The sequence below is a fragment of the Streptomyces sp. NPDC048507 genome (genome assembly GCF_043199995.1).
In the GTDB taxonomy this organism is placed as follows: Bacteria; Actinomycetota; Actinomycetes; order Streptomycetales; family Streptomycetaceae; genus Streptomyces.
The window spans coordinates 1-13,157 of the sequence record NZ_JBICWZ010000020.1 but is presented as its reverse complement, the minus strand read 5'-3'; the positions used below and the strand labels follow the sequence as shown (position 1 = coordinate 13,157).

Here is a 13,157-nt window from a genome sequence, read left to right as displayed (position 1 = left end):
GAGTGGCAGCCCGGCAAGCCGCACCGGGTGTCCGCGCTGGGACTCGTACGCGGACACTCCACCGGCCGGTCCATGATTGGAGAGCGGCCGTGTGCGGTGGTTCGTCCAGTACACCCCGCGCGTGAGCGGCACGGCGAGGGCCTCGGGCAGGGTGACGCACAGTTGGCCGGTCAGCCCCGAACCCTGGCCCGGGCCGGTTCCGCTTGCCCGAGCTGCTGCCCCTGCCCGGGCCCGGACTCGGGCTCGGTCACCGGGGCCCTGACCCGCCCGCAACGCCTGGTCCTGCTCCTGGTCGCTACGACGGTACGGGCCGGCCGCGCCCGGTGGGCCCGTACCACCGGGCTCCGCCCGACGCAGCCCGGCCGGCTCGCCGGACAGCTGACCGCCGTCGGCCCCGGGCATCCGTGGACGGGCGCGCCTCTCGGCCACGTTCTGTGCCACGGCTGGCCGTGGCCTTTCGGATCGGCAGTGTGCTGTGCGTGCCGATGACGGGCGTGTGGCAGCTGGTGGCCTGCGGCTCGGCAGCTGCGCGCGGGGACTCTTCGGCGCAGCTCTATCTCCAATCTGTGTTGTTTCTAGAATGGTGGGGTGAAGGACATTGATGTGATCGCGGTGTTGCAGGACCCGGTGCGGCGTCGGCTGTACGAGTACGTGGCGGCTCAAGGGCGTGAGGTCGGGCGTAACGAGGCGGCCGAAGCGGCCGGGGTGGCGCGGACGCTGGCTGCGCACCACCTGGAGCGTCTGGTCGAGGCGGGGCTGCTGGACAGCGCGAGCCGTCGTCTGAGCGGGCGTTCGGGACCGGGAGCCGGCCGTCCGGCCAAGGTGTACACCAGAGCGCTCGTCGAGCGGTCCGTGTCGCTGCCCGCCCGTGACTACCGCATGGCGGCCGAGCTGCTCGCCGAGGCCGCGGAGGAAGCCGGGCTCGACGCCGGGCTCTACGCGGCCGCGCGCCGCCGGGGAGAGGCCCTGCGCGCCGGGGCGGAGCCCTGCGACGGCCTTGAGGAGGCCGTGGAGGTGCTGGCCGCCCGCGGCTACGAACCGCACCTGGAAGGCAGCGGTGACGAGGGGAAGGCCGGCCCGGAGGCGGTCGTCCGCATGCGCAACTGCCCGTTCCACGCCGTTGCCGAGCGGTTTCCCCCACTCGTTTGCGGCATGAACCTCGCACTGCTCGAAGGGCTTCTGGGCACCGACGGTCCGCTCCGCGCACGCATGGATGCCCGGCCGGGGGAGTGCTGCGTCGCAATCTCTAAAAACAATCATCATTGACATAGAAATGTAGTGCGTGCTGGGATGAGGCCATGACCGAACCCGCGCATGCCTTCCACCTCGCCCAGCTCAACGTCGCTACGCTCCTGCACCCCCTCGACGACCCGCGCACCGCCGCGTTCGTCGAGCTGCTCGACCCGGTCAACTCCACCGCCGACGCGGCACCCGGCTTCGTGTGGCGGCTCGTGGGCGAGGGCGAAGCCGACGCCACCGGACTGCGCCCGGCGGGTGAAGGCGTCATCGTCAACCTGTCGGTGTGGCAGACCCTGGAGTCCTTGTGGGACTTCGCCTATCGCAGCGGGCACTTGGAGGCGATGCGACGGCGCCGCGAATGGTTCGAGCGGCATGTTGAGGCGCACCTGGTTCTCTGGTGGGTCCCCGCCGGCCACCTGCCGACCGTCGGCGAGGCGCTGGAGCGGCTCGGCGACCTGCGCGCCCACGGCCCGTCGCCACGCGCGTTCACCTTCGCTTCCTCGTACACCGCCGCCGAGGCCGTGGCCGCGGCCGGGACGGAGACGCCGGCAGTGGACCCGGCGACGCGGACAGCGAGGGTCTGAAGCGAACGGCGAGGCCGTGCGTTCGGGGCAGCCCGCGGGTGGTGGGGCCGCTCTCTGGAGACGACACGGCGCATCATGTGATGCAGAACCTGATACGCCTCCCCCTCCCCACTCTGACGGGTGGGGCGCTCGTGGCTCGACGGACCGACTGACCCCGAGGTACGGCCCCTTCTGCTGCCGTCGCCCGCGAAGCGGGCCGGTCCTGGAGGCGAAGCCGGAAGAACCCGGGGCGGGAGAGCGAACCGGACCCACCCAACGGGCTGCAGGCCGGACCCCGCGAAACGGGGTTACCCCATCTCGCGCAGAGGGCTGTTCGGGCGGAGCCCCGAACCAGATGAGGCCGCTGTTCGAGCTGGGTTGCCAGGGTGCCGTCGGTCAACCAAAGGGTGTTGGAGGTCTGCTTTGGGCAGGCTGGTGGAGTGTTTGACCTGCTGTTCCACCGTGTCATGTCGCGGTTGTGGAGGGTGGCGCTGGCCTGGACGGCGTGGTGGAGGCCGTTTCCCTTCTGGCGGCAGTCGCGGAGGATCTTCCAGTGCTTCATGCGGGCGAGGGTGTGCTCGACGCGGGCGCGGACCCGGCGGTGTTCGGCGTTGTCCTCCTCCTGCCCGCGCAGAGGGGGCGGCCGGCTCGTCTGCGGTGCGGGACGATCAGCCCGGTGCCGAGGTGGGCGCCGTCCGCGATGACCGTCGTCCCGGCCGCCACGGTCGGCAGGTCCGATTCCCGCCAGACGTGGGCGTCGGCCTTGTTGCCCGGCGCCGGCCGGGCCGAGGCGACGACCAGGCGGGTGTCGGCGTCGATGATGACCTGCACGTTCGCCGAAAACCGGTAGTTCTTGACGAGGCGCCCGGTTTCCGGTCGCGGACCGGGATGAGGGTGCCGTCCACGATCCACAGCCGGTCGGTGTCTGCTATCGGCCGCGGACGCGGGGGGTACGCCCACGAGCCCAGCGTCGCCTGACGTCCGAGCGGCATCAGGCGACCAGGCAGGTGGGTCCTGCCCGGCCGCCTGGCTATTCCCATGGCTTCAGCGCGTGCCACAGGACCCTGAGCCAGTCGGGAGGGTTGGTGAGGAACTTGTCCACCAGCCGGGCCGTGAGCGGCACTTTGGGCTATTGAGGAGGTCAGGCTGGCGCCGACAGCGGCCTGCTGCGGGACGCGGGCCGGGTCGGACGGCCGGACGGGCGCGGGGGCGCTGCCCCGGGACAGGCTGCTGCACGTCTGGTGGGTGGTCATCGGTACTGCCTCCAGCGCGAGTTCGCCATGGCGAGCGAACAGTGACAGGACTCAGGTGACGGTCGGAAGCGCGCCGGTCACCGACCCGGTGTCGGGCCGGTGCCGGGTGGCGGCCGAGCGGTGTGCCTCCTGCGATTTCCGCCCCGGCAACGCCCGGAACCCGGCCTCCGGCCGGCTTGCCGCCCTTGTCTGGGACTGCGTGGAGAGCGAGGGCACATCGTCCGCCACGAGACCGGCCCCGGCCGAGACCGTCCCTGGGTCGTTCGCGCCGGCTTCGCCGCGCACCCCGACGCAGACCGCTCCCTGGCCCTGCGCATCGCCGCGTCCGGCGGGCTCTCGCTTCAGCAGCCACGGCCACCCGGCTGAGGGCCGCCGGCACAAGGGACTCCCCGGCCGGACGTCGCACCCGGGTCCCACACCCGGGCTGAACCCTGCCTTCGGGTTCGGGTCGGAGTCCGTGCCCCGCGCGGGCTGGATACGGGGCTCCGACTGGATCGCGTACGCAGGCTGGAGCCTGGGCTCGTGCTCCGGCCGGAGCCGGTGCGGGCTGGGAGCGGTGCTGGTGCTGGTGCTCGGCGAGGTCGGCGCGCGGGCTGGAGTTCGTACGCCCCCCGGAGTCCGTGTTGCGCTGGTCGAGGCCAGCGCCGGCGTCTTGAGTCGTGCATCCATGGCGTCGGGCCAGGTGTCCGGCCGGGCGGCGGTCGCGCTAGGCCTGGACGAGCGGGCGGTGCGGCACCTGCTGGCACGCCCCCCACCACGGCCGCGCCCACGCCGGGGGGCCCTGTTTCCCCGGCGGCCGCCCGCTTCCGTTCCACCACGAGACCCGACGCCGCGGCGCCCGGACGGCAGGCCCGGGCGGAAGTCGCGGTCCCTGCCCGCCGGCAGCAGGTGACGCCGGCCAAGGGCGCGGGGCCAGAGAGCGTGGGCGTGGGGCTGGCACGCTGCATCCCGCCTGTGCGGCGATGTGGTGGCCTGACGACCCTTCCGGTGCCTGGGATTCCGGCGGCCGGGTTTGGGCGGGCCTTTCGGGGCAGGCGTACGTGCGATGGTGGCGCGGGCCGTGGCATCGGGGGCTCGCGCGCCGACAGCCGATGTGGAGGAAGGTTGCTATGACCGAGAGTGTGTGGGGTTACCGCGAGACGTCCGGCCGTACGGTCGGAGGTGACCTGACGGGTTACAAGGTCGAGGCGGCCGACGGTTCCATCGGAAAGATCGACAAGCATTCCGACGAGGTCGGCTCGTCGTACGTCGTGGTCGACACCGGCCCGTGGATCTTCGGCAAGGAGGTCCTTCTGCCGGCGGGCACGATCGACCGGGTCGACGCGCAGGAGAAGAAGATCTATGTCGGCTGGACGAAGGACCAGATCAAGGCCGCTCCGGAGTTCGAGAAGGAAAAGCACCTTGGCAACGAGGACTATCACCGTGAGGTCGGCGGCTACTACGGCAACCTTTCGAACCGCCTCTGAACATTGAGATGACAGCCGCCCAGGCGGCGCAAGTGGGGGGCGGCAGCCACCGGGCTGCCGCCCCCACACGCATGCCGCCACACCCTTCCTCGCGCCCGTCGGCTTCGGCCGAGCTCGACCGCCGAGAGCGGCATTCACCCGCCGCCCAAGCCGCAGTGCGGCGAAGGGCCGGGTTGTGGGGCGGAGGTGTGGATTCATGCGCCGGCTTGGCTCGGGAGCGGGGAGCGGGGAGCGGGGAGCGGCGGCGGGGTGCACCGGCTCTGCGCACCGTCGCGGCACAGCCGGAAGGTGGCGGTCATCCCCAGGCCGGTGAACAGCGTCAGCGGTAGGACGCAGACCCGCAACCGGCGGCTCCCCGGCTGCGGCCATCCGGCGCCCGGGCCGGGGACGCGGTCCAGAGCTGGGCTCCGGCGTTGTACAGGGAGTTGCGGACCGGGCGCATACACACTTCCGGGCATGACAACATCACTGTAGTTCTGTTCTGATCGTAGGGATCGACGGAGGCTGTCCAGTCTCCCGAAAATGAGGGGCGTGCCGAATGACCGGCGAAAGCGTTACCGACCGTCTGATCGGCCTGCTCTCCGTGCGCGGTGAAGACCTCGGTGCCGAGTGGGCCGACAAGGTCACCGGGTCTTTGAGCGGGCGGGTGACCCGCGCCGAGGTGCAGCGCGAACTCCACGAGCTGTACAACGCGCTGGTGGACGCGCTCGGCGGCGGCAGCCTGGACGCCCGGGGCGAGGAATTCGGCGAGGTCCGCGCGCTCCTCACCGAGCTGTCGCGCAATCGCGCCCGCCAGGGGTTCAGCCCCAGCGAGACCGCGGTGAGCGTGTTCGCCCTCAAGGAGGTCCTGGAGTCGACGCTGGTCGGCAAGGACGCCGACGTGGAGGCGTACCTCCACTTCGCCGGACTGCTCGACAAGCTGGGCCTGTTCACCATCGAGGTCTACACCCGCACCCGCGAGGAGCTCATCGCCGCGCAGGCCGAGCAGCTTCTGGAGCTGTCCACTCCTGTGGTGAAGCTGTGGGACGGGGTGATCGGCGTTCCCCTGGTGGGCACCCTGGACTCGGCGCGCACCATGGTCGTGATGGAGAAGATGCTTCAGGCGTTGATCGACACTGGCTCCGAGCAGGCCATCATCGACATCACCGGTGTCCCGGCCGTCGACACCGAGGTCGCCCAGCACCTCCTGAAGACCGTCGTGGCCGCCCGCCTGATGGGTGCCGAATGCACCATCTCCGGCATCCGGCCGCAAATCGCGCAGACCATCGTGGCGCTCGGCATCGACTTCGGCGACATCGTCACCAAGGCCACCCTCGCCGACGCACTGCGGCACGCCCTCCACAACTCGGGCGTCGCCCTTTCCCGCTCGGCCGGTGGCCGATGAGCGAACGCGTTCCGGTCCTGCGGATCGGACAGGTACTGCTCGTCTCCATCCAGACCGACCTCGACGACCAGGCGGTCATGCTGCTGCAGGACGACCTCTCGGCGGCCGTCGTCGCCTCCGGCGCCCACGGAGTGGTCATCGACATCACCGCCGTGGAGATCGTCGACTCCTTCGTCGGACGCATGCTGGCCACCATCGCTGCCATATCCCGCCTCCTTGACGCTCGGACGGTCGTGGTCGGCATGCGCCCGGCCGTCGCGATCACCCTCGTCGAACTGGGCCTGTCCCTCGGCGGCGTCAAAACCGCGCTCACTCTGGACAAAGGCCTGCGCATGCTGGAACGGGCCCGGGCGGTGCCTTTCGACCAGGACCGGAGCGGCACCGGCGCAGCACCCCAGAGCGGCATCCCGGACACCGCGGCAGGACTGTGAGCACCCGCGCCCCCCAGGTACTGGAGATCACGGGCAATGCCAATGTGGTGCAGGCCCGTCAACTGGCGCGAGCCCTGGCCCAGGAGTGCCGCCTGTCCCTGGTAGAGCAGACAAAACTGGTCACCGCCGCCAGCGAACTGGCCCGCAACACCCTCATCTACGGCGGTGGCGGCACCATGACCGCAGCCCTCGTCGACGAACGAGGCCGCCGCGGGGTACGCCTCGCTTTCGCCGACCAGGGCCCGGGCATCCCCGATACCGACCTCGCGATGACGGACGGCTGGACCTCGGGCAGCGGGATGGGTCTGGGCCTGTCCGGCTCCAAGCGGCTCGTCGACGACTTCGTCCTGGACACCGCCGCGGGCAGCGGCACCACCGTCACCATCACCAAGTGGGCCCGATGAACGCCCCCCACCACCTGAGGCCGCTTCTGACGGACTGCGAGGACATCACCTGGTTCCGCGACCAGCCCGAGGCCGCCCGAGGCGCCGCGGCCGCCCTGGGACGCCGCATAGCCCTGGGCGAACATCGCACCGGCCAACTCGTCCTGGCCGTCGCCGAGCTCGCCACCAACACGGCCAAACACGCCGTCGACGGTTCCCTGCTCCTGCGGGTGCTGCGTACGCCCGACGTCGCGGGAGTGGAAGTGCTTGCCGTCGACAACGGCCCGGGCATGCCCGACGTCACGGACGCGCTGCGCGACGGCATGTCCACGAAGGGCACGCTCGGCATCGGCCTGGGCGCCGTCCAGCGGCTTGCCGACACCTTCGCCATCCACTCCCAGCCAGGGATCGGAACGGTGCAACTGGCACGATTCTGGCCCCACCCACCGCCAGAGGCGGCAAAGGCCGAACCTGCGGTCGCGGGCATCACCCGCGCCCTGGGGGGACAGGACGTCTGCGGTGACGCGTGGGCGGTACGTGCCGACACCGGCGAGGACTCCGCTGCGGAACCGGCCGGCGACAGACGACGCGAACGCTCCGACGATCTTTCCGGAGCCCCTCTCAGCTGGTCGGCCCTGACCGCCACCAGGCCCGCCACACCACGCCCGCCTTCACCCGAGCCGACAGGTGTCAGCAGGCGCATCCCGCTCGTCCGGGCCGCAACGCTGGGACCGGGCCGGAGCATCCTGGTGATGGCCTGCGACGGCCTGGGCCACGGCCCGATGGCCGCCCTCGCCGCCCAGGCCGCGGTCCAGGCCTTCCGCACCGGCGCAGCACGCTCCCCCGAACAGGCCATGGAGCAGATCCACCGGAGCCTGCGCGGAACCCGCGGCGCCGCCGTTGCCGTCGCCCGCATCGAACCCGACGGCCGCGTCTTGTTCTGCGGCGTCGGCAACATCACCGCGGCCCTGGTCACCGCGACGAACCGAACCACCCTCTTCTCCCACCCCGGAATCGTCGGCCACCAGATGAGCCGGCTGCGCACCCTCGAGAACCATCTGCCCGCGCGGGGAGCGCTCGTCATGCACTCCGACGGACTGAGCGAACGCTGGACCGCCGCAGACCTCGCCCCCCTCCTCCATCACCCACCCGCCCTCATCGCGGCCGGGCTGCTCCGCCATGCGGGGACCCGCCGGGACGACGCCAGCGTGGTGATCGCCAAGGGGGGATGGTGACCGCACCGGCCGCCCGCACCGGCCGGGACATCCCCGTTCTCACCGCGACCCTCACCACCGAGCGCGACGTCTTCACGCTGCGCCGCAGCGCCAAATCCATCGCCCAGGCGGCCGGTCTCGACAGCCGCGACCAGGTCCGCCTGGCCACCGCGCTCAGCGAACTGGGACGCGACCTCCTGCGCCCCGCCGCCATGACCGTCTCCTTCGCCGTCCAGGACCAACCGGCCGCGCTCCAGGTCTCCCTGCGGTGGCTCGACGACCGGACCCCCGGCACCCAGTCGCTCGCCGCCGTCACCCGCCTGCTTCCACAGACCCGCTACGAACCCGCCGACGACACCCCGACCCCGTCCGGCGGTCGCATCGACATCACCTGTCTCCTGACCCAGCCCGCCGCCCCCCAGCAGACGACGGTGGACCGGATCCGGGAGCTCGTCGCGGGAGCCGCACCGTCGAGCGCGATCGACGACCTCCAGGCCCAGACCCACGACCTCCTCGCAGCACTGCAGGAATCCCACGCCCAGCGCGACGAACTCGCCCGCCTCAACGAGGAACTCACCGAGACGAATGCCGGCGTCATGGCCCTGTACGCCGACCTGACCGTCGAACACAACGACGTCGTCGAACGCTTCAGCCAGGAGCATGAACTCGCCCTCACCCTCCAGCGGTCATTCCTTCCGGCCACCCTCCCCGAGACGCCCGGCGTGGACCTGTCCGTCCGCTACCAGGCCTCCACCTCCACCACCGAGATCGGCGGCGACTTCTACGAAGCCGTCCAAACTCCCGACGGTCTTCTCCTCGCGGTCGGCGACGTCGTGGGCCACTCCCTGCAAGCAGCCCTCGTCATGGGTGAACTCCGCCACGCCCTGCGCGCCTACGCAGCCCTAGGGCACCCCCCGCACACCCTGCTCCACCACCTCGACCACCTGCTGGCCCTGCACCACCCGGGATGGACGGTCACCCTGTGCATCGTCCTGATCGATGCCGACAACAAGGTCATGCACATGGCCAACGCCGGCCACCTGCCACCCCTGCTGCTGCCTTGCGACGGCCCGCCTCGCTACCTGCGCGAGCACGGCCCGCTCCTAGGCCTGCGCCTGCCGCACCCTCCGGCCACGAGCCACGACATCACCCCCGGAGCCAGGCTGCTGATGATCACCGACGGCCTTATCGAGACCAGGGACAGCGACCTCGACGAGCGCCTGCAACTCCTGAGCACCTCCGCCGTGGTCGGCCCGTTCGAACCGGACGCCCTGTGCACCACACTCCTCGAAGCCTTCGCCACCGCCCCCGCGGACGACATCGTCGTCCTCGCCGCCGCCCTGCTCCCGCCCGGCAGCCACACCGGCCGGCGCGGACACCGCGACGACGGTGCCGCGGCGCCGCAGGTCCCCGGGCTCCCCTCCCGCGACACAGGCTCCCTCGTCCGCCCGTACCTCCCCGGTCCCGGCCACGGAGCACTGCCGTGACGGGTAGCGGCCCGCCCACACACCTGGACGTCGGCGACCGCAAGATGGCCTTGAACTGCCCGGTGTCGATCTCGTCGGGCACGCCACGATCGTCGGGCTGGTCAGGGACGTGCCCGCAATAGAGGCCGGCCTCCTGGTCGGCTCCCGCCTCTCCCGCATGGACCGGATCCGTGGCCAGGGCGGCCCGTACTCCTCGCCGCGCTCTCGGCTCGCCTCGCCGCCGACACCTCGTGGAAGGAAGTGGGCTGCAGGGGAGAGGCTGCGGCTCGGCCGCGGCGGGTCCTCTTGTGGACGCGACCCTGAACACCCCCACGACCTCGGCCTCCGCCCCGGCCGCGCTCGCTTCCCGCCCCCGGGTCTCCTCGGCGACGGCCCGCTCCCCCTTCACGACGATCCCGGCCACTGCGGCCCCCGGGCAGCCGACACGGGTGGAAGCCGCGGTTCCCGCTCGCCGGCAGCGAGCGCGCGCGTACCGCGGCGATGGCCTTCCGGCTGATGATGACCATCACCAATGCCGTGCGCCACGCCACCCAGAAGCGCCTGACGGGCCGGGAGGAGGAACTCGGTGAGGACGCGGCCAAGATGGCCCCGGGCTGGTCGGCGGACCAGCTGCGCGGTGTCCTCGGGGACGTCCTCGCCGAGCTGATGCAGGGCGTGGACTGGCCGGTGATGGCCCGCCAGCTCGTCGGTCTCCAGCAGGCCGGTGTGGACCTCTCCACGTTTCTGCCGCAGCTGGGCCGGATGACCGCCGGAGTCCACCAGGCCGTCGCCGCGAACATCGCGCGGACGAAGGCGGAGGGCACCGACCGGTGGGCGGGCCTCCTGAAGAAGTCGCTGCCCGAGGGCGTGGTCCGCGACGCGATCCTCTCTTCCCCCCCCGGCCTGGCCGGACATCGCGGCCCAGATGGGCTGGCTCGACGAGCGCGGCATCGACGTCGCCCGGATCCACGGAGCAGCTCGGGGTGAACCTGTTCGGGCACGCCGCGATCGTCGGGCTCGTCAAGGACGTGCTGCCCGAGACACAGGCCGGTCTCCTGGTCGCCTCGCGCCCGTGGCCGCTGCTCGCGGCCCGCATGAACCAGATCCGCGAACAGGGCGGCCCCGCACTCCTCGCCGTGCATCTGGCCCGCCTCACCACCGACACCGGGAAGGGCGGGGCTTGGAAGGGAATCGGCTGCGGCTCGGCGGCGGCCGGCCGTCTCGTGGACGCGACCCTGCACGCCCTGACGACCCCGCCCTCCGTCCCGCCCGCGCCCGCGTCCCCGGTACGGATCCGGGTCTCCGCGGCGGCGGCCCGCACCCGCTCCACCACCACCCCGGCCACCGGCGCGCCCGGGCAGCCGGCCCGGGCGGAGGCTGCGGTCCCCGCGCACCGGCAGCAGGCCGTACCGGGTAAGGGGGCGGGGCGTTCGCGGTGAGCTCGGCTGCGGCTGCGGACCTTGCCCGTCCGGCACAGAGCCCGGCCCGCGCGCGGCTGTTCGGCGTCCTCGCCGATCGATCCAGGGCCGGCGCCTGCGTCTGCCGGGCGGCATCGAACGGTGCGGGAAGACGGAATGCGCCCCGGTGACGAGCGGGTCCGCGCTCGTGCCCGTTCTGGCGGCGGCTGGGGAGCGGGGTGAGGGCCCAAGTCCCCGAGCCCGTTCCTGCTGCGTCTGTGGTGTCGCCGGACCGGCCGGGCCCGTGCCCGGGCTGGGGCTCGGGCCCGGGGTAGTGCTCGTGGTTGAGCTGGAGCTCGTAAGCGGGTTGATGCTCGGGCCCGGTCTGGAGCCCGAGCCTGCGCCCGCGCCTGGGCTCGGGCGAGGGTTGGGGCCCAGTCCTGTCGGGCCCGCTCCGCCCGGCTGATGGCCCCGGGCGGAGCGGCCTGCCCCCGCACGGGTTGCGGCTGCGCCGCGGTGACGAGGGGGCAGCGCGCGGTCGGGTCCGGGCTTGGCGGCGGTCGGGGGAGCGGGGTGAGGACTCCAGGCCCCCGTGCCCCTTCGACGGTTCCGGCTGCCTCCGCCTAGCGCCCGGGTTGGAGTCTGTGCTCGCGCCCGGGCTGGTGACGCACAGCGGGCCGGTCAGCCCCGCACCCTGGCCGGGGCCAAATCCCGCCGAGCGTCTGTCCGCCCGGGGGAGCGCCCGCGGGGACCGGCTCTCACTCGCGCTAGGAGCCCGGCCGCTTCCAGCTGGGCATTTAGGGCGGGGGCGAGTTGCCGCCAGCGGGTGATCCGGTGGCGGCTTTCCTCCCGCAGGTAGGGACGTCCGCGGTGGCTTCGGCGCTGGCCTGCCAGCGCAGTTCGTTATCCTGCTGGGCGGTGACGAGCGCGTCGAGCTGGTCGAGGTCGGCGGGCTCGACCGTGACGACCATCATGTGTCCCATCCCCGCTCGGCCCGGGCGCCCGGGCTGTTCCCAGTGGGGGAGCCGATCCGCGCGGAGCCGGTCTCTCTATCTATCTTGTCGCTGGTCAGTGAAACTGAGTAGTCGTCACGCTTCTCACCTGGGATTGTGCAGGTTGGCTGAGCGAAGACCGACTGTGGTGGCTCACCGAATCTGCGCAGAATCTGGGGCGTGCAGCTGTCTGACCTGCTTAGTTCCTAGCTTGGGGCCTGGCTGCGCGGGTTGGTTGAATACTGCGCAGTTTCACCGATCGCCGACATTTGGTGCGGGCCTTTTTCCAGGGTATGCAGTGGTGAGGGCTTCGGGATCCTACACACTTATATTCGTGGTGTGATGCGCTTTGAGTCTGCCGGGTGGCAGCAGCCGTGCAGGCGGCTTTCCGGCTTCCTCCCGCTTTCGGGTGACAGTCCCACAACCCCACCGGCTGGAAGGGTCCGGGTTGGGGTTGTGGGCTGTTGAGGTGAGGGGGAATCGTTTCTGTGAGATACCTGGAGGTGTGGGAGGTGTGAATGTAAGGGAGGAGGTCAGTGTGAAGACGTCAAGCAGTAACTGTCTTCATCAGGGAGCTTCCCATGCGTGTTCGTAATGCGGCGATCGCCGCGTTCGGTGCGATGAGCCTTGTCCTGACGATTCCGACGTCGGCGTCCGCCGCTATCGGCGAGTTCCAGTACCGCTACACCGACGCCAACGGTCACCACCACATCCGCGCCCTGCTGGATCCGGCTGGCCAGCAGTGCATCACGCTGCCGGAGGTAGCGGATCCGGCCACGATGCCGGCGGACTCGCCGCGCAACCGGACGACCGCGTCGGCCACCGTGTTCGCCGAGGCGGACTGCGAGGGAGACACGTACTACACCCTGCGGCCGTTGACGGGTTATGGCACGACGAAGATGAAGATCCGTTCGGTTGCCTTCTCGGAGTAATCTGCGACTGGGTCGTGCGGGTGGCAACCCGGCCACACGATCCAGTCCGGCCCCGGTGAATTGGGGTCAGCTTTCAGACGTCGTACGGGAGCTGACGGCCCGGCGAAGCTGGGCCGTTTCGGGGTGGAGCGCAGCGGAGCCCCAGCCCCGTGAAACGGGGCCAGTTCCGGGGGAGCGAAGCGACCCCGGAACAGTCCGCAGCGAAGCGAAGGACTCCGGCCCGAAGGGGCGTCCATAGCTCGAAGCGAAGCGGAGAGCTCGGCCCGGAAGGACCCCGGGCCTCGCTACGCTCGGCCCTTCTGGGCCGAGCGTAGCGAGGCCGTTCAGTCCTGAGTGCGCAGCACTCAGGTACCCGGAGCGAAGCGGAGGGTCTGGCCCCGAAGGGGCCACCACCACCGCGAAGCGGTGGTGGTTCTCTCCCAGGCGCGCAGCGCCTG

Annotated in this window: 12 protein-coding genes and 1 pseudogene; 11 read left to right on the top strand and 2 right to left on the bottom strand. The window is 71.4% G+C overall.

Translation table 11 applies throughout. From position 1 onward, the window contains the following. Nucleotides 1-588: 588 nt before the first annotated feature. Both ACGFXC_RS33000 and ACGFXC_RS32995 read left to right on the top strand, forming a co-directional pair. Nucleotides 589-1,266 (top strand): helix-turn-helix transcriptional regulator, encoded by a 678-nt coding sequence (locus ACGFXC_RS33000; RefSeq protein ID WP_393718572.1) that lies wholly within the window; start codon nucleotides 589-591, stop codon nucleotides 1,264-1,266. A gap of 32 nt (nucleotides 1,267-1,298) precedes the next feature. Beyond that, nucleotides 1,299-1,823, top strand: a complete 525-nt coding sequence (locus tag ACGFXC_RS32995; RefSeq protein ID WP_393718571.1) for a DUF3291 domain-containing protein — start codon at nucleotides 1,299-1,301, stop codon at nucleotides 1,821-1,823. A 73-nt stretch (nucleotides 1,824-1,896) separates the two neighbouring features. Here the strand turns inward: ACGFXC_RS32995 and ACGFXC_RS32990 are convergent. Beyond that, nucleotides 1,897-2,633, bottom strand: a pseudogene (locus ACGFXC_RS32990) (transposase family protein). Nucleotides 2,634-4,164: 1,531 nt separating this feature from the next. Between ACGFXC_RS32990 and ACGFXC_RS32985 the strand changes: the two are divergent. From ACGFXC_RS32985 to ACGFXC_RS32950, 8 genes are all read left to right on the top strand, one after another. Next, a complete protein-coding gene (locus ACGFXC_RS32985) occupies nucleotides 4,165-4,521 on the top strand; it encodes a PRC-barrel domain containing protein (RefSeq protein WP_393718570.1) in 357 nt (118 codons plus the stop codon). A 538-nt stretch (nucleotides 4,522-5,059) separates the two neighbouring features. Further along, nucleotides 5,060-5,905, top strand: coding sequence for an STAS domain-containing protein (locus tag ACGFXC_RS32980; RefSeq protein WP_393718569.1), 846 nt, complete (start codon nucleotides 5,060-5,062; stop codon nucleotides 5,903-5,905). After that, nucleotides 5,902-6,336, top strand: coding sequence for an STAS domain-containing protein (locus ACGFXC_RS32975; RefSeq protein ID WP_393718568.1), 435 nt, complete (start codon nucleotides 5,902-5,904; stop codon nucleotides 6,334-6,336). The genes ACGFXC_RS32980 and ACGFXC_RS32975 overlap by 4 nt, the downstream gene beginning before the upstream one ends. After that, nucleotides 6,333-6,740: an anti-sigma regulatory factor gene (locus ACGFXC_RS32970; protein WP_393718567.1), complete on the top strand. Its 408-nt coding sequence runs from the start codon at nucleotides 6,333-6,335 to the stop codon at nucleotides 6,738-6,740. Before ACGFXC_RS32975 ends, ACGFXC_RS32970 begins: the two co-directional genes overlap by 4 nt. After that, nucleotides 6,737-7,954 (top strand): ATP-binding SpoIIE family protein phosphatase, encoded by a 1,218-nt coding sequence (locus ACGFXC_RS32965; protein ID WP_393718659.1) that lies wholly within the window; start codon nucleotides 6,737-6,739, stop codon nucleotides 7,952-7,954. The genes ACGFXC_RS32970 and ACGFXC_RS32965 overlap by 4 nt, the downstream gene beginning before the upstream one ends. Beyond that, nucleotides 7,948-9,420 carry a PP2C family protein-serine/threonine phosphatase gene (locus tag ACGFXC_RS32960; RefSeq protein WP_393718566.1) on the top strand — a complete coding sequence of 491 codons (1,473 nt, stop codon included), beginning with the start codon at nucleotides 7,948-7,950 and terminating at the stop codon, nucleotides 9,418-9,420. The genes ACGFXC_RS32965 and ACGFXC_RS32960 overlap by 7 nt, the downstream gene beginning before the upstream one ends. Nucleotides 9,421-9,900: 480 nt before the next feature. Further along, the gene (locus ACGFXC_RS32955) at nucleotides 9,901-10,386 is read left to right on the top strand and encodes a hypothetical protein (RefSeq protein WP_393718565.1); all 486 of its coding nucleotides are present in this window, start codon (nucleotides 9,901-9,903) and stop codon (nucleotides 10,384-10,386) included. Continuing rightward, nucleotides 10,383-10,838 (top strand): hypothetical protein, encoded by a 456-nt coding sequence (locus ACGFXC_RS32950; RefSeq protein ID WP_393718564.1) that lies wholly within the window; start codon nucleotides 10,383-10,385, stop codon nucleotides 10,836-10,838. Before ACGFXC_RS32955 ends, ACGFXC_RS32950 begins: the two co-directional genes overlap by 4 nt. Nucleotides 10,839-11,593: 755 nt before the next feature. Here ACGFXC_RS32950 and ACGFXC_RS32945 read toward each other — a convergent pair. Continuing rightward, nucleotides 11,594-11,770 (bottom strand): hypothetical protein, encoded by a 177-nt coding sequence (locus ACGFXC_RS32945; protein ID WP_393718563.1) that lies wholly within the window; start codon nucleotides 11,768-11,770, stop codon nucleotides 11,594-11,596. Between the two features lie 599 nt (nucleotides 11,771-12,369). Between ACGFXC_RS32945 and ACGFXC_RS32940 the strand changes: the two genes are divergently transcribed. Further along, nucleotides 12,370-12,720, top strand: coding sequence for a hypothetical protein (locus tag ACGFXC_RS32940; RefSeq protein WP_393718562.1), 351 nt, complete (start codon nucleotides 12,370-12,372; stop codon nucleotides 12,718-12,720). Nucleotides 12,721-13,157 lie beyond the last annotated feature (437 nt).

Excerpts from the sequence above, each read along its gene's own strand:
- ACGFXC_RS32995 (WP_393718571.1), top strand. The coding sequence starts at position 1,299 with ATGACCGAACCCGCGCATGCCTTCCACCTCGCCCAGCTCAACGTCGCT.
- ACGFXC_RS32985 (WP_393718570.1), top strand. The coding sequence starts at position 4,165 with ATGACCGAGAGTGTGTGGGGTTACCGCGAGACGTCCGGCCGTACGGTC.
- ACGFXC_RS32980 (WP_393718569.1), top strand. The coding sequence starts at position 5,060 with ATGACCGGCGAAAGCGTTACCGACCGTCTGATCGGCCTGCTCTCCGTG.
- ACGFXC_RS32975 (WP_393718568.1), top strand. The coding sequence starts at position 5,902 with ATGAGCGAACGCGTTCCGGTCCTGCGGATCGGACAGGTACTGCTCGTC.
- ACGFXC_RS32965 (WP_393718659.1), top strand. The coding sequence starts at position 6,737 with ATGAACGCCCCCCACCACCTGAGGCCGCTTCTGACGGACTGCGAGGAC.
- ACGFXC_RS32960 (WP_393718566.1), top strand. The coding sequence starts at position 7,948 with ATGGTGACCGCACCGGCCGCCCGCACCGGCCGGGACATCCCCGTTCTC.
- ACGFXC_RS32955 (WP_393718565.1), top strand. The coding sequence starts at position 9,901 with ATGGCCTTCCGGCTGATGATGACCATCACCAATGCCGTGCGCCACGCC.
- ACGFXC_RS32945 (WP_393718563.1), bottom strand. The coding sequence starts at position 11,770 with ATGATGGTCGTCACGGTCGAGCCCGCCGACCTCGACCAGCTCGACGCG.
- ACGFXC_RS32940 (WP_393718562.1), top strand. The coding sequence starts at position 12,370 with ATGCGTGTTCGTAATGCGGCGATCGCCGCGTTCGGTGCGATGAGCCTT.